This is a genomic window from Marivita sp., assembly GCF_048006345.1.
In the GTDB taxonomy this organism is placed as follows: Bacteria; Pseudomonadota; Alphaproteobacteria; order Rhodobacterales; family Rhodobacteraceae; genus Marivita.
This window is the reverse complement of sequence record NZ_CP180351.1, coordinates 2454445-2473834: the sequence shown is the minus strand read 5'-3', so window position 1 is coordinate 2473834 and position 19390 is coordinate 2454445. Positions and strand designations below refer to the sequence as shown.

23 protein-coding genes are annotated in these 19390 nt (G+C 60.8%); 11 read left to right on the top strand and 12 right to left on the bottom strand.

The window, feature by feature from the left end; genetic code table 11:
* Positions 1 to 7: 7 nt before the first annotated feature.
* From ACMVPR_RS12200 to ACMVPR_RS12190, 3 genes are all read right to left on the bottom strand, one after another.
* Positions 8 to 391, bottom strand: coding sequence for a hypothetical protein (locus tag ACMVPR_RS12200; RefSeq protein ID WP_416883103.1), 384 nt, complete (start codon positions 389 to 391; stop codon positions 8 to 10).
* Positions 367 to 2115 carry a DNA polymerase III subunit gamma/tau gene (locus ACMVPR_RS12195; RefSeq protein WP_416883102.1) on the bottom strand — a complete coding sequence of 583 codons (1749 nt, stop codon included), beginning with the start codon at positions 2113 to 2115 and terminating at the stop codon, positions 367 to 369. Before ACMVPR_RS12195 ends, ACMVPR_RS12200 begins: the two co-directional genes overlap by 25 nt.
* A 76-nt stretch (positions 2116 to 2191) precedes the next feature.
* Positions 2192 to 3085 (bottom strand): substrate-binding domain-containing protein, encoded by an 894-nt coding sequence (locus ACMVPR_RS12190; RefSeq protein WP_416883101.1) that lies wholly within the window; start codon positions 3083 to 3085, stop codon positions 2192 to 2194.
* Between the two features lie 134 nt (positions 3086 to 3219).
* Between ACMVPR_RS12190 and tsaA the strand changes: the two genes are divergently transcribed.
* Together tsaA and ACMVPR_RS12180 are read left to right on the top strand one after the other, a co-directional pair.
* Positions 3220 to 3711 (top strand): tRNA (N6-threonylcarbamoyladenosine(37)-N6)-methyltransferase TrmO, encoded by a 492-nt coding sequence (tsaA, locus tag ACMVPR_RS12185; RefSeq protein ID WP_416883100.1) that lies wholly within the window; start codon positions 3220 to 3222, stop codon positions 3709 to 3711.
* A gap of 103 nt (positions 3712 to 3814) precedes the next feature.
* Positions 3815 to 4843 (top strand): fatty acid desaturase, encoded by a 1029-nt coding sequence (locus ACMVPR_RS12180; protein WP_300584934.1) that lies wholly within the window; start codon positions 3815 to 3817, stop codon positions 4841 to 4843.
* Between the two features lie 109 nt (positions 4844 to 4952).
* Here ACMVPR_RS12180 and rpsI read toward each other — a convergent pair whose 3' ends face one another.
* From rpsI to ACMVPR_RS12160, 4 genes are all read right to left on the bottom strand, one after another.
* On the bottom strand, positions 4953 to 5441 hold the full coding sequence (gene rpsI, locus ACMVPR_RS12175) for a 30S ribosomal protein S9 (protein WP_292267911.1): 489 nt from the start codon (positions 5439 to 5441) through the stop codon (positions 4953 to 4955).
* Positions 5441 to 5905, bottom strand: coding sequence for a 50S ribosomal protein L13 (rplM, locus tag ACMVPR_RS12170; RefSeq protein WP_292267912.1), 465 nt, complete (start codon positions 5903 to 5905; stop codon positions 5441 to 5443). The genes rpsI and rplM overlap by 1 nt, the downstream gene beginning before the upstream one ends.
* Positions 5906 to 6080: 175 nt before the next feature.
* Positions 6081 to 6605 (bottom strand): GNAT family N-acetyltransferase, encoded by a 525-nt coding sequence (locus ACMVPR_RS12165; RefSeq protein ID WP_292267914.1) that lies wholly within the window; start codon positions 6603 to 6605, stop codon positions 6081 to 6083.
* Between the two features lie 88 nt (positions 6606 to 6693).
* Entirely contained in the window at positions 6694 to 8103 is a 1410-nt protein-coding gene (locus tag ACMVPR_RS12160) for a PLP-dependent aminotransferase family protein (RefSeq protein WP_300584936.1), read from the bottom strand.
* A gap of 111 nt (positions 8104 to 8214) precedes the next feature.
* Between ACMVPR_RS12160 and ACMVPR_RS12155 the strand changes: the two genes are divergently transcribed.
* Positions 8215 to 8442, top strand: coding sequence for a DUF1127 domain-containing protein (locus ACMVPR_RS12155; RefSeq protein WP_416883099.1), 228 nt, complete (start codon positions 8215 to 8217; stop codon positions 8440 to 8442).
* A 68-nt stretch (positions 8443 to 8510) separates the two neighbouring features.
* Here the strand turns inward: ACMVPR_RS12155 and dacB are convergent, their stop codons facing one another.
* The 3 genes from dacB to ACMVPR_RS12140 all read right to left on the bottom strand — a co-directional run bounded on the left by dacB (position 8511) and on the right by ACMVPR_RS12140 (position 11513).
* Positions 8511 to 10019 carry a D-alanyl-D-alanine carboxypeptidase/D-alanyl-D-alanine-endopeptidase gene (gene dacB / locus ACMVPR_RS12150; RefSeq protein WP_416883098.1) on the bottom strand — a complete coding sequence of 503 codons (1509 nt, stop codon included), beginning with the start codon at positions 10017 to 10019 and terminating at the stop codon, positions 8511 to 8513.
* A 97-nt stretch (positions 10020 to 10116) separates the two neighbouring features.
* On the bottom strand, positions 10117 to 10725 hold the full coding sequence (locus ACMVPR_RS12145) for a nicotinate-nucleotide adenylyltransferase (RefSeq protein WP_416883097.1): 609 nt from the start codon (positions 10723 to 10725) through the stop codon (positions 10117 to 10119).
* A gap of 2 nt (positions 10726 to 10727) precedes the next feature.
* Positions 10728 to 11513, bottom strand: coding sequence for an enoyl-CoA hydratase (locus ACMVPR_RS12140; protein WP_416883096.1), 786 nt, complete (start codon positions 11511 to 11513; stop codon positions 10728 to 10730).
* 56 nt (positions 11514 to 11569) lie between these two features.
* Between ACMVPR_RS12140 and ACMVPR_RS12135 the strand changes: the two genes are divergently transcribed.
* Positions 11570 to 11995: a PaaI family thioesterase gene (locus ACMVPR_RS12135; protein WP_416883095.1), complete on the top strand. Its 426-nt coding sequence runs from the start codon at positions 11570 to 11572 to the stop codon at positions 11993 to 11995.
* 5 nt (positions 11996 to 12000) lie between these two features.
* On the opposite strand, the gene ACMVPR_RS12130 is transcribed toward ACMVPR_RS12135, so the two are convergent.
* On the bottom strand, positions 12001 to 12372 hold the full coding sequence (locus ACMVPR_RS12130; RefSeq protein WP_300584942.1) for a tellurite resistance TerB family protein: 372 nt from the start codon (positions 12370 to 12372) through the stop codon (positions 12001 to 12003).
* A gap of 180 nt (positions 12373 to 12552) precedes the next feature.
* Here ACMVPR_RS12130 and ACMVPR_RS12125 point away from each other — a divergent pair, with 180 nt between their 5' ends.
* Complete coding sequence (locus ACMVPR_RS12125) at positions 12553 to 14130, top strand: lysine--tRNA ligase (protein ID WP_416883094.1); 1578 nt, start codon at positions 12553 to 12555, stop codon at positions 14128 to 14130.
* Between the two features lie 63 nt (positions 14131 to 14193).
* Complete coding sequence (locus tag ACMVPR_RS12120; RefSeq protein ID WP_300584944.1) at positions 14194 to 14610, top strand: DUF4864 domain-containing protein; 417 nt, start codon at positions 14194 to 14196, stop codon at positions 14608 to 14610.
* 21 nt (positions 14611 to 14631) lie between these two features.
* On the opposite strand, the gene ACMVPR_RS12115 is transcribed toward ACMVPR_RS12120, so the two are convergent.
* Entirely contained in the window at positions 14632 to 15111 is a 480-nt protein-coding gene (locus ACMVPR_RS12115; protein WP_416883093.1) for a HugZ family protein, read from the bottom strand.
* A gap of 95 nt (positions 15112 to 15206) precedes the next feature.
* On the opposite strand from ACMVPR_RS12115, the gene parA reads away from it, so the two are divergent.
* The 5 genes from parA to meaB all read left to right on the top strand — a co-directional run bounded on the left by parA (position 15207) and on the right by meaB (position 18902).
* Positions 15207 to 15848, top strand: coding sequence for a ParA family partition ATPase (gene parA, locus ACMVPR_RS12110; protein WP_416883092.1), 642 nt, complete (start codon positions 15207 to 15209; stop codon positions 15846 to 15848).
* A gap of 30 nt (positions 15849 to 15878) precedes the next feature.
* Positions 15879 to 16724 carry a DUF6206 family protein gene (locus tag ACMVPR_RS12105; RefSeq protein ID WP_416883091.1) on the top strand — a complete coding sequence of 282 codons (846 nt, stop codon included), beginning with the start codon at positions 15879 to 15881 and terminating at the stop codon, positions 16722 to 16724.
* A gap of 114 nt (positions 16725 to 16838) precedes the next feature.
* Positions 16839 to 17246 carry a universal stress protein gene (locus ACMVPR_RS12100; protein WP_416883090.1) on the top strand — a complete coding sequence of 136 codons (408 nt, stop codon included), beginning with the start codon at positions 16839 to 16841 and terminating at the stop codon, positions 17244 to 17246.
* Positions 17247 to 17294: 48 nt separating this feature from the next.
* Positions 17295 to 17846 (top strand): hemerythrin domain-containing protein, encoded by a 552-nt coding sequence (locus ACMVPR_RS12095; RefSeq protein WP_416883089.1) that lies wholly within the window; start codon positions 17295 to 17297, stop codon positions 17844 to 17846.
* Between the two features lie 63 nt (positions 17847 to 17909).
* Positions 17910 to 18902, top strand: a complete 993-nt coding sequence (meaB, locus tag ACMVPR_RS12090) for a methylmalonyl Co-A mutase-associated GTPase MeaB (protein WP_416883088.1) — start codon at positions 17910 to 17912, stop codon at positions 18900 to 18902.
* The last annotated feature ends 488 nt before the right edge of the window (positions 18903 to 19390 follow it).

The following is a 19390-nucleotide window of genomic DNA, read 5'->3' as shown; positions in this document are numbered from 1 at the left end:
CCGTAGCTCAGCGCCCCTTGATCGGTGGCGCGGTGTAAAAGATCGTCCCGACACATATTGCAGCGATGACCCCGAGGAACAAGGCGGGCGAGCCGACACAGCCTTCCGCCATCGCCAGTTTCCGCGAAGCGGGTGCCAGCATGGTCAGGAAGGTGACAAAGGCCGTCCAGCCCAGAACCACGGCGAGCGACCCCCATTGGCTCTTGAAGCGAATGGCGACGGCGGTGCCGAGCAACAGAACCAATGCAGCGGGCGAGGATGCGAGAAACACCGCTTCCTGCACTACGCTGACCGGCGCCCCATCCCATCCCGGTCGCTGCACCGCGCAATCCTGCGCCCATGCCACACCGGGTAGAAGCGACAGGATCACTCCTCTTCGAACGGGTCCCATTCGTCTTCCACTTCGGGCAGTGCCTCGGCTTCGGCCACGGCGGCCAGTTGGTCGGGCGTCCGCACTTCTTCGATCACGGAGCCGGGAAAGGCGTCCAGCACCGCCTTGACCAAGGGGTGTGCCGCCGCCTGCGCCTTGATTGCCATCTCGGCAGCATCGCGGGTCTCAACGATGGTTGGCGCATCGGAACCGTTGACCAAAGTCACCGCCCAGCGGTTGCCGGTCCAGCGCTGCAAGGCACCACCAAGGCGCTGCGCCAGATCGCCAGGGGCGTTGTCGGTCGGTGTGAACTCGATCCGTCCGGGCTGATAGGCCGCCAGACGCACGCAGCCTTCCACCTCGACCAGCAGTTTCACATCGCGGTTCGACCGGATCAGTTCGATCACATGCTCGAACGTGGGATACCGCGCCAATGCCTGATCGGCGGCAACCGCCAGAACCGCGCCTCCGTACGAGGCGTGGGGCCCCGATGACGACGCATGCGTCGGGGCAGGGCCTCCCATTGCTTGCATCCGCGTAGCGCCGCCCGCAGACATCCCGCCGCCCGAAGGAGGGGGCGGTGGAGGCGCATCCTGCAGCCGTTTCACGAGGTCTTCGGGGCTGGGCAATTCCGAAACATGCGTCATGCGAATGATTGCCATTTCGGCGGCCATCATCGCATTGGGGGCCTGCGCCACCTCGTCCAGCGCCTTGAGCAACATCTGCCACAGCCGCGTCAGCGGCCGCATGCCAAGCGCATTTGCGAAATCCTGGCCGCGCTGGCGCTCATCAGGGCTGATGGTGGGGTCTTCGGCAGCTTCGGGTGTGATCTTGACCACGGAAATCCAATGCGTGATTTCCGCCAAATCGCGCAGCACAGCCATTGGGTCGGCCCCGTCGGCATATTGCGCACTCAGCTCCGTCAAAGCGCCCGCCGCATCGCCCTTCATCACCAGATCGAAGAGGTCGAGCACGCGGCCACGGTCGGCGAGACCCAACATCGCGCGCACCTGTTCGGCGGTGGTTTCGCCTGCACCGTGGCTAATCGCCTGATCCAGAAGCGAGGTCGCGTCTCGCGCAGACCCTTCCGCCGCCCGTGTGATCAAAGCCAGCGCATCATCCGTGATCTCTGCATTTTCGCGCGTGGCGATCTTGCGCAGCAGCGCGATCATCATTTCGGGTTCGATCCGCCGCAGGTCGAACCGCTGACAGCGCGACAGAACGGTGACCGGAACCTTGCGGATTTCGGTGGTGGCAAAGATGAATTTCACATGTGCTGGAGGTTCTTCCAGCGTCTTCAAAAGCGCGTTGAACGCACTGGTCGACAGCATGTGAACTTCGTCGATGATGTAGATTTTGTAGCGGGCTGATGCCGCGCGGTAATGCACGGAGTCGATGATCTCGCGAATGTCTCCCACGCCGGTGCGCGAGGCCGCGTCCATCTCCATCACGTCAACATGCCGACCTTCCATGATCGCCACGCAATGTTCGCACTGGCCACATGGGTCGGTCGTCGGCCCACCAGTACCATCCGGCCCGATACAGTTCAGACCCTTTGCAATGATCCGCGCGGTGGTGGTTTTGCCGATGCCGCGAATCCCGGTCATCACGAAAGCCTGGGCGATGCGGTCGGCGGCAAACGCATTCTTGAGCGTGCGCACCATCGCCTCTTGCCCGACAAGGTCGGCAAAGGTTTCGGGGCGATACTTGCGGGCAAGCACCTGATACGGGGTTGCGTCGGTCATTCAGGCATCCTTGGTTGCGGGCAAACCTAAGCTGCGCGTGCGCCAGCGTCCACCATTTGTCGGACGGTTTTCCGCGTCATCCGTTCCAACGGACCGTTCCGGCCTCGGAAAGGTCATAGCCTTTCATTGCGGCCGCGTATTCGATGAACTCGGCCGAATGCAGGAACGCCAGAAACCGTTGCATCGGCGGCTCGAAATAGGCGTGGCGGGCGACCAGCAGATCAAAGTTTTCCTCGATCAACGGGACAAAGGCCAAATGATGCTGGGCGGCCAGCGCTTCAAGCCCGAAAGTCACGTCGGAAGGACCCGTTGCCACATCCAGCACCGCATCCGCCTCACTTCGGGCGACAGGCCGCATGCGCAGGGTCTCAGGCAGAATATCGGCGTCGCGCAGCAGAGTGTCGAACAGCGTGCGGCTGCCAGCACCGATTTGCCTCGGTGTCACAGACCGACCCACCAGATCAGCAAGACCGCCGATGTCTGCCGCCAGATCGGGTTTCATCACCAGCCCACGCCGCCGTTTTGCGAAGCCCAGCAGAACTGCGGGGGATCCGGACAGGGTGGCATTGACCGAAGCCACGTTCCACGTGCCCGACGCGGCGTGGAACATGTGCAATCCGGCTGCCACACCTTCGCGGGCGGCAAACCGGTCAAGCCCGTCCTGCGATCCGTCAAAAAACGTGGCGATGCCGCATTCGGATTGGCGCAATGCCCAGTCGAGCAGAGGGTCGTGGCTGCCGAGAAACACCGCCGGTCGCGCCGCCTGATCCTGTCCCGATCCGGTCTGGCCACGCTCAAGCCAACGGCGCACGGCTTGTTCAGGAAACAGCAGTTTGCCAGTGACCTTGGAACAAGGCACGGCTCCGGTGGCCGCGAGATCGTAGACCTTGCGTTCCTTGATCCGCAAAAGCGCCGCCAATTCCGGCACTGTCAGGTAGCTTTCCGCAGGGGATGTGTCTGTATTCGCCATAGCGACGCGACTATGGAGGACACGCCGAGGCGCGGCAAGATGGGCAACGCATGCTTTCTTGCTTAGCGTGATCGCCACTGGCCATCGCGACCAAACTTTGCATTCTGTCACGGTACCCGTCGCGGAGGCGAGAGATGACCGATTCCAACCCGACCGATCTGCGTGAAGGCGAAATCGCCATTGATCCAATCCTGCCCGATGGCGACACCGTTTATTTCATCGGAACGATCCGCACACCTTTCACCACGCGCGATCTGTGCCCGCGGCAAGGCAAGCTGACTGGCCCGGAGTGCCGGATCGAACTGCATCCTGATTGGGCGCCCGCTTTAAAGGGCATCACCAGCTTTGAATTTCTCGATGTGCTCTACTGGTTGCATCGATCCCGGCGGGATCTGGTCCTGCAAAGCCCGCGCGGCGATGGTGTTACCACAGGTACATTCGCGCTGCGGTCTCCGGTGCGACCAAACCCCATTGGCCTGTCGCGCGTTCGCCTGATCCGGCAAGAAGGCCCAGCCCTGATCGTCAAGGGTTTGGATTGCCTCGACAAAACACCGCTGATCGACATCAAGCCAGAGCGGTGCGCCTACACGCCTCAAGCTCCGCACAAGGATGCCGACCACAACTGACAGTGGCAAAATGCCTCAAATCTTCGATTGAACACGAAAGAGAAGTAGGCGGATCGCGTTGGATCGGGTAAAACGCCGCAACAGTGACAAAAAAAGCAGGCTTATGTCCGAGCAGTTTACAATTTCCGGGCAAACGCCCGTGCAAACATCCGCCAAAGACTGGGTAAAAGTTCTCGCCAAATATCGTGAACCGAACGCAATGCGCAGTTCTTTCGAACTCGCCGTGACGCTTGGCCCGTTCGTCGCCCTTTGGGTCGCCGCTTGGTGGGCCTTGGGGATCAGTTATTGGCTGACCTTCATCATCTCTTGTGTAAACGCAGCCTTTCTTCTGCGTTTGTTCATTATCCAGCATGATTGCGGGCATGGATCGTTCTACAACAACCGGACGCTCAGCGATTGGCTGGGCCGCATTTTGGGGGTTCTCACGCTCACCCCGTATGATGTGTGGCGGCGTACCCATTCGATCCATCACAGCGCACACGGCAATCTGGAACGCCGGGGGATCGGTGATGTCCACACGATGACCGTTGCAGAGTACAAGGCGCTTTCTGGCTGGAACAAGCTGATGTACCGGCTGTACCGCCACCCGATCATTCTGTTCGGTTTGGGGCCGGGATACCTGTTCCTTGTTCAAAACCGCATCCCGCTTGGCCTGATGTCCAGCGTCCGCTACTGGGCCAGCGCCATGGGCACAAACGCGGCGATCCTGACCGGTCTGCTGATCATGCTCTACTTCGGCGGGCTGATGCCGATCCTGTTGATTTTCCTGCCATCCACGCTGCTTGCAGCGACGGCAGGTGTGTGGCTCTTCTATGTGCAACACCAGTTCGAGACCACGTTCTGGGAAGGCGAGGAGCAGTGGCAATTGCACGATGCTGCGCTGCATGGCAGTTCGCATTACGTGATGCCAGCCGTGCTTCAATGGCTGAGCGGAAACATCGGCATCCACCATGTGCATCATCTATACAGTCGCATCCCGTTCTATCGACTGCCCGAAGTGGTGCGCGATCATGCGAGCCTTGCCGAGCACAATCGCATGACAATCCGCGAAAGCTTTGCCAATGCACGTCTGCATCTGTGGGACGAAGGCTCCCGTCGGTTGCTGTCGTTCCGCCAGGCGCGGTCACTCTGATCCAGTCTCAAGCGTAGGCCGGGCGTCAGCCCGGCACGTCCAGGACGTGATGCCAGAAACAAAAAGGCCGCCCCGAAAGGCGGCCTTTTCGATATTCTGAAAGCGCGGATTAACGCTTGGAGAACTGGAAGCTCCGACGCGCCTTGCGCTTACCGAACTTCTTACGTTCCACAACGCGGCTGTCGCGTGTCAGGAAGCCAGCAGCCTTGAGCGCCGAACGCAGGTTCGGATCATAAAGCTGCAGCGCCTTGGAGATGCCGTGCTTGACCGCACCGGCCTGACCGGACAGTCCGCCGCCCTTGACGGTGGCCATCACGTCGAACTGGTCGGCAACGCCGGCCACGTCGAACGGCTGGCGCAGGATCATCTGCAGAACCGGACGTGCGAAGTAGGCGTTCATTTCCTTGCCGTTCACATTGACCTTGCCGGAACCCGGCTTGATCCAGACGCGGGCAACCGCGTCTTTCCGCTTGCCGGTGGCATAGGCGCGGCCCAGCGCATCACGCTGCGGCTCACGCGGGATTTCAACCACTTCCGGCGCAGCATCGAGGCCTGCGGCGGTGTTCAGCTGTTCGAGAGAATTGAGTTGCTCAGCCATTATTTCGCCGTCCGGGTGTTTTTGGAGTTCATGGATTTGACGTCCAGCACTTCGGGGCTCTGGGCCTCGTGCGGGTGCTCGGCGCCAGCATAGACGCGCAGGTTGGTCATCACCTTGCGGGACAGGCGGTTGCCCGGAAGCATGCGCTGAACCGCTTTCTGGACGACGCGCTCGGGGTGTGCACCCTCGAGGATCTGCTGCTTGGTGCGGGATTTGATGCCGCCCGGGTGGCCGGTGTGCCAGTAGAAGTTTTCCTGACGCTTGTTGCCGGTCATCTGGATCTTGTCCGCGTTGATCACGATGACATTGTCACCCATGTCCATATGCGGAGTGAAGGACGGCTTGTGTTTGCCGCGCAGGCGGGTGGCGACGATCGCGGCAAGACGGCCCAGAACGACGCCCTCGGCGTCGATCAGGATCCATTTCTTGTCGATGTCTGCCGGTGTTGCAGAAAAGGTTTTCATCGTGGGATGTCCCTGACGTTTGATTGGTAAGGCAGGGTGCAGGCACCCCGTATATTCCGATGGGCGGGTTATAAGGATTGCCAAATCGCAGTCAAGCGGCGTTTATCTGAATAAATGTTTTGAAATCAGTGACTTAAAAATAAGGTATTATTATACCCCATCTATTTCGACTGTTTCAGGCGTCCGCCAGTTCGAGCTTTCGATAGACGAGATACTTCTCGAAGGCCGCCGGATTCGCATTCCCATCATAGCGGGGGGTTTCGCTGAACCCCAATCGGTCATAAAGCGCCAGCATGGAGCTGTTGCCGCGCACGGTGTCGGCAAGGATTGTCGTGGCCCCAAGTTCCTTGGCTTTTTCGATCCGCATCTCGATCATCCGGCGACCAAGTCCATAGCCTCGGGCAAGGTCGCGCACGAAAAGACGCTTCAGTTCGGCCCGGTGGTCGTCGATCATCCGGACAAAGCCGCACCCCAGAAGGTATCCGGAACTGTCCCGCGCCAAAAGAATACCGCCATTCGGCGGCATGAAGTCATCAATCACATCAAGGCTGGACTTTACATGATCTTCGACAGACAGGCTTGGACCGCCAACCGCCATCAATCGCTCGAGAATCTGGGCGTAATATTCGGTCAGAATGTCGGACAATTCGTCGAGATCAGGCCGCGTTTCGACGAAGGCCACGCTGATGTCTAAACCCATTGATGTCTCTTGGTAGGTGAGTTGCGAAATGCAGCCTAGCCTCCGAATTGGTGGCAGGCGACCGTTTTTTAATCATTCCAGCGGGAAATCAGACACTTATCTGCTCGGGCGGGTGTCCAAGAAGATCACGCAACTGCAACATGGCGTTTTCGAACTCCTGCAGGGGAACCTGCGCGTTCACGGCGATTCGGACTGCATGAGGCGCGCGACCGTCGCGCAGAGCGAATTCATCGGCGGATCTGATCTGCACGCCACGCGCTTCGGCGGCCCGGCAAAACGCGGCGGCGCGCCACCCTTGGGGCAGGGGCAACCACAGGAACGGGACGTCCTCGTGCCAGGTCAGCCGATACGTTCCGAGCGCATTTACCGCGACGCGCACGTATTCGGCCATGCGTTCGCGGATTGCGACAACGATCTCATCGGTTTCGGGCAGGGTGAGGATGCGTTCGGCCACTTCGGCCAACGGTTGGGCTATGCCGAAAAAGCCATGTTCGGCCACCTGACGTAGATCGGGGCCGCGGCCTCGGGGTGCTACGGCAAAGCCGATCCGCAAGGCGGGGGTCAGTATCTTGGAGATCGACGACAAGTGCCAGGTCCGCTCTGGCGCAAGAATACGGTAGCTTGGCGCATTGGTGTTGGCGCGCCGATAACAATTGTCCTCGATGATCTGGATATCCTGCGCGCGGCAGACCGCAGCGATTTCGTTGCGCCGCTCGGCGGGGGTGCAGTTCAGCGTCGGATTGTGCACATCCGGTGACGTGCACAGCACTTGCGCCCCCGTGCTGCGGGCAATGTCGGCTAGTGCATCGGGCAACAGGCCTTTCTCGTCGCTTGGCAACCCGACAACATCGGCACGCAAGAGATCTGCGGTACGGCGAAACCCCGGATAGGCCAGATCCTCGACCAATACGGTGGGGCGGGAGCCGCGCAAGATAGCCTGCAGGATCACGGTCAGACCGTTCTGTGCACCGTGCACGATCACCACATCGGACTCATCGATGCTGCCCAATGGTATGCTGCGCAACCAATGGACAGCCGCCTCGCGCAGGGGGCGGTACGCGTCACGCGTGGGGTAGTGCAGGAGGCGCTCTGGTGCGGTTTCTCCAATCCGGGCAAAGGCGTCCTGAATAAGAGCGACCTGACCAAGATCGGGCAGTTGCGGGCTGAACAACGACAATTTCCCGTCCTGCGTCGGAACCGACACGTATTCGCGGGCGGGGGGCTGAGGGCGCGTTCTGCGCTCTGCCACAAATGTTCCGCGCCCAACCTCGGCATTGACGTGGCCGGCATTCGTCAGCAGCGTATAGGCGCGCGCCACGGTTCCAGGTGTGATGCCCAGCGACCATGCCAGTTCGCGGACCGGCGGCAGTTTGTCTCCGGCGCGCAAGTCACCTGAACGGATCGCGGATTGTATCGTGTCGGCGACCCTTTTGTACTTTGGTCCGACAGCGGGTTGTGGCAGCGACACGATCTTGTCTGGGGAAATTGTATCCGACACAATCTTTCTCTGGAGCGTTTTCTGAGTCGAATGTATCCATTTTTGTATCGCAAAGGCAATACACTTGCTGCGATAAGTAAAATTGTGTCGATACATTTGAGGAGTACACCCATGGCACACGCAACCCACGCCCCGCAGATCGCCTATCTTGGCGGACAGTCGAACCTGTCCCCGCTGGCTGTCGTCGCGCTGCGCGTTGCGGTGACGGTCACGGTGTGGTCCGAACGCCGCCGCACGCGGCAGCATCTCAAACATCTCGATGAACACCTGCTGCGTGACATCGGTCTGGATCGGTTGACCGCCCAAAAGGAGGCCAACCGCAAGTTCTGGCTGCCGTAAATCCCTGCGTCAGTCAGACCTCTGGGGGCGCAAAGACCGGCTTTGCGCCCCTTTTTTGTCCCAAGGGATCAGCCGTTGTACAGGATGCCCCAGCGCGCCAAAAGCCGTTGCTGCAATTTGCGCGACGCGACTGCATAGGATTGTCCGCCGGGCGGGTCCTCGCGTTGTTCGCGGGTCAGCGAATCCCGGCGGGGCAGATCCGCCGAGAAATAGGCGAAAGCGAGTTCCGTGCCATCGGGAAGGTCAATGAATCCGCCCAGTCCGCTGACGAAATTCAAGGTGCCCGTCTTGGCGTGAACTTTCACAGGGTGGTCTTCGAGGATCTTGCGATCCTCGTCCCGAAGGGGGTGCTCCTTGAGCAAGGGTTTGATCCCCATGGTTTTTCGCGCAGCGATCAGCGCCACCACCATGTCTCGCGCGGACAGGCGGCTGTCATCGCCCAGACCGGAATGGTCCTCAAGCGCGACAGAGCTCATGCCTAGCGTGTCCTTCGCCCATGCATTCATCGCGTCAGCCGACGCCTTCAGCGATGAGACTGCGCCGACCCGCTTCGCCGTCGCGGTCATGCCCACACATTCCGCCGTGATGTTGGTCGAAAATTTCAACATGTCGCGGAGGATGATGCGCAAGGGCGCGCTCTCATGGGTGAGGACGGTCACGGCGCCGGATGGCACGCTGTCGATCAGTTCCGGCGATTTGAGAACGATACCGTTCGACCGCGCGAGGATCTGGAACACTTCGGCGGCGTAGCGGGCGGGTTTGCGCACCGGCAACCAACGCGCCCCGTTGCGCCCCAAGGCCCCACGCGCCACGGTCCAGTCGTCAAAGTCTCCGCCGTCCTTGTAGGTGTAGATTGGGTGATTGCGCACTTCGACCCGCATGCGCGCAGAACGAACATCCGGCCGCAATGTCGAAGAGCGGGCGTCCATCGTCACATTGTACCGATCACCCGCGCGCTGCCATTCGAAATGGACCCGGTTGAAATTCAGGTTCAGCCCGGAAATCCCCGGATTGTACCCCACCTGGTCTGGCTGTTCGCTGTCGATGCCGTTCAAAGCGGGCAAGGCGCCGCCCCAGACAAGGAACCGGCCTGTGACCTCTGTCACGCCGGCCTCTTCGCGCAGCCGCTTGGCGATCGCGGCGATGGCATCCGTATCAAGGGTCGGATCGCCACCACCGGCAAGGATCAGGTCGCCGTTGATCCGACCATTCGTAACCGGGGCTGTCGCCAAGATGCGGGTTTCGAAATGGTAACCCGGTCCCAGCACATCAAGCGCGTAGCACGCGGTCAGCGCCTTTGCGACGCTGGCTGGGGGCAGGGCGCGCAAAGGGTTGTGGGATTCCAGCACCAGCCCGGTTTTGACATCGGCCACCTGAACGCTGACATTGCCCGCGAGTCCGGCATCTTCGATCAACGCGCTCAAAGGCGGCTGATAGGTTTTGAGGATATCCTCAGCCCGCGCTGCAGGCCTTAGGGATGTGGTCGGGGCCAAGGCGGATTGAGCAAATGCAGTCGGTGCGACCATGGCCGAAGCCAGACCGCCCAAGACCGCGCGACGTGTCACTTCCCGTGTCATGTGGCGGATGTAACCTCACTGGTCGCCGACTGACAAGGACACGCTTTGGTGAGGGGTGGGCTATTCTTTGGCAGCAACATGATCGTGTTTCGCGGGCTCAGTTTTCGGACTGCCATATGCCTTTTGCCCGCAGCTCTGTGGAGCTGACCTGCATCATCGGCATGTTCACAAAACACCACGCTGGCGCCGCTTGATCCGCCAGCATGAACGAGGAGCGACCCGGCAGGCGCATATGGTGATATTTGCGCGCGGTGCGGGAATTCAGCCCGGCTTGCCGCCAGCCCGGTCGCGCCAGAACGCCAACAGGCACCGACTGCATGATGTCTTCCCAGCGTTGCCAGCGGTGGAGCTGATGAAGGTTGTCCGCCCCCATGAGCCAGACAAAGTGTACACCGGGATAAGCCGCTTTCAGGACATCGACCGTTTCGGCGGTATAGGCCGTGCCGATCTGCGCCTCGAAATCGCTGATGATGACCCGAGGATCGCGCATGATCGCCTCGGCGCGTGCAATTCGCGCCTCAAGTGCCGCCGGACCTCGCGCCTTCAGCGGATTGCCCGGAGACACCAGCCAGACCACCTTGTGGAGCGCGAATCGGCGCAGAGCGACCTTGGTCAGATGCACATGCCCTTCGTGCGCCGGATCAAACGACCCGCCAAGAAGGCCCACGCGCATGCCGGGCCGAAGATGGAGCCTGTGGTGTGTCAAATTTACTGCGACCAGTCGGGGGGTCGTTTTTCCAGAAACGCCGCGATTCCTTCCTCAGTATCGCGGTAGAGCATGTTCTCGACCATAACCTGACCAGTATAGGCATAGGCGTCGTCGAGCCCCATCTGGACCTGTTCGTAAAACGCCTGCTTGCCGATCTTCACCGCCGCGCCCAGCTTGCTGGCGACCAATTGCGCCATCTCATGCGTGGCATCGGCCAGATCCTCGGCGGGAACCACCTTGTTCACCAATCCAAGCGCCTCGGCGCGGTGGGCGTCGATGAACTGGCCGGTGACCAGCATTTCAAATGCCTGCTTGCGCGGGATGTTGCGTGATAAGGCGACCATCGGCGTCGAGCAGAACAGCCCGATATTCACACCATTGACCCCGAACCGCGTGCCTTCGGCAGCGACGGCCATGTCGCAGGACGCCACCAACTGGCATCCAGCGGCGGTTGCAATGCCATGAACCTGCGCGATCACAGGTTGGGGCAGGCGTTGAACGCCCGTCATCACCCGTGCGCAGCGGTCAAACAGGTCTTTGAAATACGCCTTGCCGCCATCCTCGGCCTGCCGCCCCGCTGTCATCTGCTTGAGGTCATGCCCCGCGCAGAATGCTTTGCCCGCACCCGAGATGACGACAACCCGCACTGTGCGGTCATCGTGCAGCGCGTCGATCTGCTCTTGCAACGCGGCCAGCATTTCATCCGACAGCGCGTTCAGGCGCTCAGGCGCGTTCAGGTGCAAATGGCAAACCGCGTCGGTGTCGCGACGTTCCAGGATTTTCATCTTGTCCTCCCAGTGACTTGGCGCAACTCTATCGGTTCAGGGCAGCGGAGGAAAGCATGGCGCTCAAAGTTCCGGCAGATGAAATGGAAGCGTTCTTGGACGAGGTGTTTCCACAGGTCAAAGGCATGTTCGGCATCGACCATCTGGATGAAGACCTGCTGGTGATGCGCCTTCATGCGGGGGAACAGCACCTGCGCCCCGGCGGCACAGTGTCCGGCCCGGCGATGTTCAGCCTTGCCGATGTGGCGGCCTATGTCGCCACAATGGCCCGCATCGGGAAAGAGGCACTGGCGGTCACCACCAATTGCTCCATCGACTTCATGCGCAAACCGGTGGCAGGAGCGGACGTGATCGCCCATGCCAAGGTGCTCAAGCTGGGACGCGCGCTGAGCGTGACGGACGTGCTGCTCTATTCTGAAGGTCAGAGCGACCCTGTTGCGCGCGCCACTCTGACCTATTCGATCCCGCCAAAGCGCGATTGATCCGTTTACATACTCAGATGTCGCGCCCGTGCTCCGCGTTCGATGGCAGCGGCGTGCAGCCGGTCCAGATCAAGCTCATAGCGGATCTCTTCCAGCAGGCGCAATTCGCCCTCGCGCAGCGTGCCGTCTGCGGCTGCAACATCACAGGCCAGCGCGTACGCGGTTTCGAACAGCCGTTCCGGCAGGTTGTCGCGGATCAGACCGAACAGCGCATCCAACCCGTCTTCTTGTTCAAACAGGTCGAACACCAGTGCCGACATATCGGGGATGCGCGCTTCGTCGTATTCGCCAAAGATCGGGAGGTTGTTGACCGCTGACTGGATCTTCACCAGTTCGGCCGTGCGGATGCTTTCATCCGACGCAGAGACCGCGATCATGAGCGCGACAAGACAATCCTGCGGGCTGAGGGGGTGGGGATCAATATCTGGCACAGGCTATCGCTTTCTGGAACGTGTGTTTGATGTCCAACTTATTGACCCGCCTGCGCCCCCGCAATAGGGAGTGCCGGTCGAACGTCCGCACAAGACCGTGCGGCGACCATCCGGAGTGAATGAGCAATGTCCGATCTGCGCGAAGCTGCAATGACCTCAAAGGCCTGGCCCTTTGAAGAGGCGCGCCGGCTGCTCAAACGGTATGAGAAAAAGCCGCCGGAAAAGGGCTTTGTCCTGTTCGAAACCGGCTATGGCCCGTCTGGTCTGCCGCATATCGGCACTTTTGGAGAGGTCGCGCGCACCACGATGATCCGCCGCGCGTTCGAGGTGATCTCTGACATCCCGACCAAGCTGATCTGCTTTTCGGATGACCTTGATGGGATGCGCAAGGTGCCGGGCAACGTGCCCAATCCCGAGATGCTGCGCGAACATCTGCAGCGTCCGCTGACCGATGTGCCTGACCCGTTCGGGACACATGACAGCTTTGGCGCACACAACAACGCGATGCTGAACCGCTTTCTCGACACCTTCGGGTTTGAGTATGAATTCATCTCGTCGACCGAGTTCTACCGCTCGGGCCGCTTTGACGAAGTGCTTCTGCGCGCTGCCGAGCGGTACGACGCGGTGATGGAGGTCATGCTCAAGTCGCTACGTGACGAACGGCGCGAGACCTATTCGATCTTCCTGCCCATCCACCCCGACACAGGCCGTGTGCTTTATGTGCCGATGAAGAACGTCGATGCGGTGAAGGGCGAGATCACCTTTGACGACGAAACCGGGCGCGAGATCACGCTGCCGGTCACCGGCGGCAACGTCAAACTTCAGTGGAAACCCGATTTCGGTGCCCGCTGGGCCGCGCTCGACGTCGATTTCGAGATGTACGGCAAGGATCACAGCACCAACACGCCGATCTACGACAGCATCTGCGAAATCCTCGGCGGCAAAAAGCCCGAGCACTTCACCTATGAACTGTTCCTTGATGCGAATGGTCAGAAGATCTCCAAAACCACCGGCAATGGCGTTTCCATTGACGAATGGCTGACCTATGCCAGCACGGAATCGCTGTCTTACTTCATGTATCTCAAGCCCAAGACGGCCAAGCGGATGCATTTTGACGTGATCCCCAAGGCGGTCGACGAATACCACCAGCAGCTTCGCGCCTATCCGACGCAGGACGCTGCCGGTCAGGCCAACAACCCGGTCTGGCACATCCACTCCGGCAACGTGCCTGAATCGCACATGGTCGTGCCGTTCTCGATGCTGCTGAACCTCGCCTCTGCCGCCGGGGCCGAGGACAAGGACACCATGTGGGCTTTCATCAAGCGTTATGCGCCTGACGCCTCGCCCGAGACCCATGCCGATCTGGATCAGGCCGCAGGCTTTGCCGTGCGCTATTACGAAGATTTCGTAAAGCCCACCAAGACGTTCCGCGCACCGGACGCAAAGGAACGTGCCGCGATGGAGGACCTCGCGTCCCGGCTCGAGGCGCATGACGGCCCGACCGACGACGAAACGCTGCAGACCATCGTTTTCGCCGTCGGCAAGGACCACGGTTTCGATCCGCTGCGCGACTGGTTCAAGGCGCTTTACGAGGTGCTGCTTGGGCAGTCCCAAGGCCCGCGTTTTGGTGGTTTCGTCGCGCTCTACGGGGTCGACGAAAGCGTGGCTTTGATTCGCAAAGGTCTGGCGGGCGAACTTTCATAGACCGGGCATTTTGCCGGGCGCATGAATCGCGCTACCTTTCGTACAGCAACGAGAGGTGACCCCATGCGCAAACTCATCACCGGGCTGGCCCTTGCCCTTTCGATGACAGGCTCGCTTTGGGCGCAGGAGGTTCTTGCGCCCGAACCCGGTATCGAAACGACGATCCAAAGTCAGATCGACGCTTTCCTGCAGGACGATTTCGGCACTGCCTTTACCTTTGCCGCCCCGAACATCCGCAACATCTTCCGCACGCCTGAAAATTTCGGCGCGATGGTGCAGCAGGGCTATCCGATGGTCTGGCGCCCGGAAAGCGTGACTTTCGGTGATCTGCGCGCCATCGCGGGTGGGATTTACCAGACGGTGATCCTCACCGATGCGGCGGGCAATCTGCACTACCTTGATTACCGGATGCAGATGATCGACGGTCAATGGCGCATCGCCGGGGTGCAAATCCTGCAAGCGCCAGAGCTTGCGGCGTAGGGTGCGTGATCTCACGCACCGTCACGACAAATCATCCGCGTTCAGCACATACGCCTTGCCGAATCCGCCATTCAGATGCGCGCCCAGCGGCGTGAATCGCACCAACGCGAAATCCGCGAACCCGATGTAAAGCTTGGCTTTCGGTTGTTTTGACAGGAATGCCTTGGCCAAAGCGGTGTGTTCAGGCTCGCCATGTCGGATGAATTGGGCCTCCGCCCTCAGGCTCAACCGAGGATGCATAAGAGGGTCCCCCTTGCCTTTCGGTTCGCCGATCAACAGCGAACACACGGGATTATGCTGCAATGCAGCGCTGTGATGGCTGAGATCCGACATCAAGCTGAGAGGCATGCCATCCGGCCCCGAAACCAGTGCCACACGGCTCACCATTGGGCTGCTATCCGCCATATCCATATAGGCCAAAGCCGCAAAGCGCGCGCCTGCCATCAGGTCGCGTGCCAAGCTGAGCGCATCGTCATCGGTGGGGCGAATGGGTGATTTCATGTGACTCATCCTATCATCTGCCGGGGGTGTGGCAATTTTTATGCTGCACCTGCACAATAACCCTGTACCCTCGGCACGAATTGAAGGAACAGACCATGTCCGGCCACGTCATTACAGTTGCTCAGCAAAAAGGCGGCTCTGGCAAGACCACCGTTTCCGCCAACCTCGCCATTGGCTTTCTGCGTCAAGGCAAGCGTGTGGCGCTTGTCGACATCGACCCGCAGGGCAGCCTAGGGCGCTGGTTCATGACCCGGCTGGAAACAGAATCCGGGCCGGTGGATGGGCTGGAATTCGCCACGTCTTCGGCATGGGGCATCACCTACGAGGTGCGCAAGCTGTCCGAGAAGAACGACATTGTCATCATCGACACGCCGCCCAAGGCTGATAGCGATCTGCGCCCCGCCTTGCGTGTGGCTGATCTTGTGGTTGTGCCGGTCAGCGTCAGCCATGTGGACCTTTGGGCCACCGAGGGTGTACTGGATCTTGCGCGGCGCGAAGACAAAGAAGCGATCATCGTTCTCAATCGCGCACGGCAGAACACCCGTCTCGGAGTCGAAGTGGCCGTGGCTGCGGAAAAGCTGATGGCCCGCATCGCGGAAGCGACGCTCGCCAACCGGGTGATCTATGCCGAGGCGCTGGGTCAGGGCCGGGGCGCCGCCGAAGGCCGCAAGACACCCGCACAGGCCGAGGTGGATGCGCTCACCTCAGAGGTGGCACAGGTGCTGGCAAACGGGTAAGGCAGGGCACCCGACCAAGGAGCCTGCGCCATGACCGACCTCGACGCCCTGAAAGCCGTGATCCGCGCCGACGGTGCCGCGCGGGGCCAGACCGTGTCCAAACTTGGCTATTTCTGCGCGCCATTCCGGCCGGCATCCGGCCCGTTCTCGGACAAGGTGATCAAGGTCTATCGCGGGTTGCGGGATCAGGCCGCGCTCGACCGGCTTGCGCAATGCCATGACGATTACGTCGCCGCTTTGAACCAAGCCGGGGTCGCCCTGCCACAAACCGAATTCCATCTGCTCGACATGGACGGCACCCGCATTCCCGTGATCGTGCAGGAGGCGCTGCCCTCGGACAGCATGATGCGCCCGCAGATGCAGACTGCCAGCGCCGACGAAACGCTCCAGATGATGGAGGCTGCAGGCGACGTGATCGCGACCTTCTGGAACAACGCCGACCAGTTCGACACCCGCATCGGCTTTCATCCGTCGATCCGAAATTTCGCCTATCTGGATGGCAAGGCGCTTTTCTTCGACACCTTCCCGCCGCTGATCCACTACAGCCGTGAAGAGATGGGCAAGATGCTGCTGCTGTTCTCGGACAAGGCGCTGATGCGTTGGGTCGGGCCGTTCTTGCAAGCCAAGGTCACCGGCATTCAGGACGAATGGTACTCGGCCCCGGAAACGCTGGTGGGTCTGGTCGGGTCCGCCTGCCGTCTGCGCCCGAACGACGCTCAAGCCTATCTTGACTGGGGCCGCGACTTCACCCAGCGCCGCATGTCCCGCTGGGCGGATGAGGCGCTGCCGCAGCTTCAGGAACCGCCCCGTCTTCCGGGGTATTGGACGGGCTTCCGCAAACTGTTGGGATTGCAGGGCGAACCCAACGTGTCCTGAGTTTGCAAATGTCCCGACCGGGTTTGCAAACCTGGTGGGGACATGATGCGGATCAAAGTGCAGCACTCCCAACACGGCTATCCTTGTCCCATCCTGAGGAAAGGGAGGGGACCCATGTATTCGAACATTCTCGTACCCATTGCGCTTGATAATGAAGACGACCGCACTGCGCAGGCGCTCGACATTGCCAAGTCGCTGTCTGCCGAAGGCGCCACGATCACGCTGCTGCATGTCGTGGAGGCCATGCCCAGCTATGCGATCAGCTACATTTCTGCTGATATCCTGAGCGCCACGCGTAAAGGGATCGAAACCGAACTGGCGCGGCTGGCGGCAGAGATCGGGGCCAATTCGGTGGTGATTTCTGGCCATTCCGGGCGCTCCATTCTCGACTACGCCGAGGAGCAGGGCAGCGACCTGATCGTCATCGCCTCGCACCGCCCCGGAATGCAGACACTGCTGCTTGGATCAACGGCGACCCATGTGGTGCGCCATGCAAATTGCTCGGTTCATGTCTTGCGTTGATTGACATTCCGGGCGCGCACTGCACCTCCTGCCCGACAGGAGGTGCCCATGGACCAGACGCTCAAACTCGACACTCGCGATCAGTTACCAGACGCGCTGCGCGTTTTGTTGCAGGATTTCCCTCGCGAGACATGGCCTGAGCACAACAATTTCGCAGGGCTGGTGGCGTTCTGGCTGGATCGGCACCTGATGTTCCGTCGGCTGATGGCAGCCCTTATTGATGACGCGGAACAAGCCGTGGACCGCAAAATTGACGCGCAGACCCATGCCGCGAAGCTCTCGCGCTATGGGTCGATGCTCCTGCAGAACCTGCACGGGCATCATCAGATCGAAGACCACCATTATTTTCCAGTACTGGCCACGCGGGAACCGATCCTGAACAAGGGGTTTGAGCTGCTCGATTCCGATCACCACGCGATGGACGGTCTGCTCAACCGCTTTGCCGATGGGGCCAATGCGGTGATCCAGGGGAAAACGGAACCCGGTAAGTTTCGCGAAGACCTGCTCAGCTTTCGGGCGATACTCAACCGCCATCTGATCGACGAAGAGGAACTGGTGGTGCCGGTGATCCTCAAACACGGACCCGGCGGACTGGGCTGACGGGTTTACTTGGCCGGTCGGCCCATGGCACATGTGCCGCCAGACCAAGACGGAGCCCCGCGCATGGACATCGACGATCTGGCCACCCGCATCCTTGCCGGGGAACGTCGCGCACTGGCGCGGGCGATCACACTGGTGGAAAGCGGACGTGCCGATCATCGGGCTGATGCGCTGGTGCTGTTCGACCGGCTCAAAGGTCACGGCCGTGAAGCGCTGCGTATCGGGCTTTCCGGCACGCCCGGCGTGGGTAAATCCACCTTCATCGAAACCTTTGGCATGATGCTGACAGCGCAGGGGCTCAAGGTGGCGGTGCTGGCCGTGGATCCCAGCTCTGCGCGCTCCGGTGGGTCGATTCTTGGCGACAAGACCCGGATGGAGCGCCTGTCGCGCGACCCCAACGCGTTTATCCGCCCATCGCCGTCGCAATCCCATCTGGGTGGCGTGGCGCGGCGCACACGTGAGGCGATCGACCTCTGCGAGGCTGCTGGCTTTGACCTGGTGCTGATCGAAACCGTAGGCGTGGGGCAGTCTGAAACCGTGGTGGCGGAAATGTCCGACCTCTTCCTTCTGTTGCTGGCACCTGCAGGGGGCGACGAATTGCAGGGCGTCAAGCGCGGCATCATGGAGATGGCGGACATCATCCTTGTGAACAAGGCCGATGGCGATCTGAAGGCCACCGCAACCCGCACCTGTGCGGATTACGCGGGTGCCTTGCGCCTCTTGCGCAAGCGGCCGCAGGACCCTGAAGGATTTCCCAAGGCGATGACGGTTTCTGCGCTGGAAGACACCGGTTTGGCGAAAGCATGGGAAGAGATGCGGAGCCTAGCAGACTGGCGCCGCGAACACGGTCATTTCGCCGCCCGCCGTGCTGAACAGGCGCGATTCTGGTTCGAAGCGGAACTGAAGCAATCCTTGCTGGCGCGGCTGGATCGGGAACCTTTGAAAGGGCTCGTCCGGTCGCTGGGACGCGCTGTGGAAGACGGGGCAAAGACCCCAAGTCAGGCGGCGGATGAAGTGTTGGCACAGCTCGAGGGGAGAACCCCACCTGCCGCATGAACCAAAAGCGCGCCTGCGGTGCAACGGTTTGAGCTTGCATGGCCTTTGGCCATCCAAGCCGTTTTGGGGGCGCTGCCCCCGTCGCCCGTTGGGCGACTCCCCCGAGGTATTTGTAAAACAGAGAAGAAACCGGGGCGGTCCACCCCCTGCGCAATGCAACAGGGGGCTTCTCTGTTTACGGTCATCGGCGCCTCCGCCTGTACCGCCACTCAAGTCAACGCGAGTCGGGTTAAGATTTCCTTTATTCTCTGTTTCAAAAATACCTTGGGGGGAATGCCGCGCTTGCGCGGCAGGGGGGCAAGGCCCCCAACCTGTCGGACCGCGGCACGCGGTTCGACATAAAGTTCCCGAACCTGGGGCGGACTCCCGGTTTTCCCGCAAGGCCCCACTTGACGCCTTTCCCGCATCCCTCTAAGGACAGCCAACGAGATTCCGGGCGCTGCCAGTCGGCGCCCTTTGATATTGGCGGAAGAGCCGTCTTCTGCCTC

Excerpts from the sequence above, each read along its gene's own strand:
- ACMVPR_RS12095 (WP_416883089.1), top strand. The coding sequence starts at position 17,295 with ATGGACCAGACGCTCAAACTCGACACTCGCGATCAGTTACCAGACGCG.
- ACMVPR_RS12105 (WP_416883091.1), top strand. The coding sequence starts at position 15,879 with ATGACCGACCTCGACGCCCTGAAAGCCGTGATCCGCGCCGACGGTGCC.
- ACMVPR_RS12180 (WP_300584934.1), top strand. The coding sequence starts at position 3,815 with ATGTCCGAGCAGTTTACAATTTCCGGGCAAACGCCCGTGCAAACATCC.
- ACMVPR_RS12195 (WP_416883102.1), bottom strand. The coding sequence starts at position 2,115 with ATGACCGACGCAACCCCGTATCAGGTGCTTGCCCGCAAGTATCGCCCC.
- ACMVPR_RS12200 (WP_416883103.1), bottom strand. The coding sequence starts at position 391 with ATGGGACCCGTTCGAAGAGGAGTGATCCTGTCGCTTCTACCCGGTGTG.
- ACMVPR_RS12130 (WP_300584942.1), bottom strand. The coding sequence starts at position 12,372 with ATGATCGCGGTCTCTGCGTCGGATGAAAGCATCCGCACGGCCGAACTG.
- ACMVPR_RS12165 (WP_292267914.1), bottom strand. The coding sequence starts at position 6,605 with ATGGGTTTAGACATCAGCGTGGCCTTCGTCGAAACGCGGCCTGATCTC.
- ACMVPR_RS12125 (WP_416883094.1), top strand. The coding sequence starts at position 12,553 with ATGTCCGATCTGCGCGAAGCTGCAATGACCTCAAAGGCCTGGCCCTTT.
- ACMVPR_RS12120 (WP_300584944.1), top strand. The coding sequence starts at position 14,194 with ATGCGCAAACTCATCACCGGGCTGGCCCTTGCCCTTTCGATGACAGGC.
- ACMVPR_RS12140 (WP_416883096.1), bottom strand. The coding sequence starts at position 11,513 with ATGAAAATCCTGGAACGTCGCGACACCGACGCGGTTTGCCATTTGCAC.
- tsaA (WP_416883100.1), top strand. The coding sequence starts at position 3,220 with ATGACCGATTCCAACCCGACCGATCTGCGTGAAGGCGAAATCGCCATT.
- ACMVPR_RS12100 (WP_416883090.1), top strand. The coding sequence starts at position 16,839 with ATGTATTCGAACATTCTCGTACCCATTGCGCTTGATAATGAAGACGAC.
- ACMVPR_RS12155 (WP_416883099.1), top strand. The coding sequence starts at position 8,215 with ATGGCACACGCAACCCACGCCCCGCAGATCGCCTATCTTGGCGGACAG.
- parA (WP_416883092.1), top strand. The coding sequence starts at position 15,207 with ATGTCCGGCCACGTCATTACAGTTGCTCAGCAAAAAGGCGGCTCTGGC.
- rpsI (WP_292267911.1), bottom strand. The coding sequence starts at position 5,441 with ATGGCTGAGCAACTCAATTCTCTCGAACAGCTGAACACCGCCGCAGGC.
- ACMVPR_RS12115 (WP_416883093.1), bottom strand. The coding sequence starts at position 15,111 with ATGAAATCACCCATTCGCCCCACCGATGACGATGCGCTCAGCTTGGCA.
- meaB (WP_416883088.1), top strand. The coding sequence starts at position 17,910 with ATGGACATCGACGATCTGGCCACCCGCATCCTTGCCGGGGAACGTCGC.
- rplM (WP_292267912.1), bottom strand. The coding sequence starts at position 5,905 with ATGAAAACCTTTTCTGCAACACCGGCAGACATCGACAAGAAATGGATC.
- dacB (WP_416883098.1), bottom strand. The coding sequence starts at position 10,019 with ATGACACGGGAAGTGACACGTCGCGCGGTCTTGGGCGGTCTGGCTTCG.
- ACMVPR_RS12190 (WP_416883101.1), bottom strand. The coding sequence starts at position 3,085 with ATGGCGAATACAGACACATCCCCTGCGGAAAGCTACCTGACAGTGCCG.
- ACMVPR_RS12135 (WP_416883095.1), top strand. The coding sequence starts at position 11,570 with ATGGCGCTCAAAGTTCCGGCAGATGAAATGGAAGCGTTCTTGGACGAG.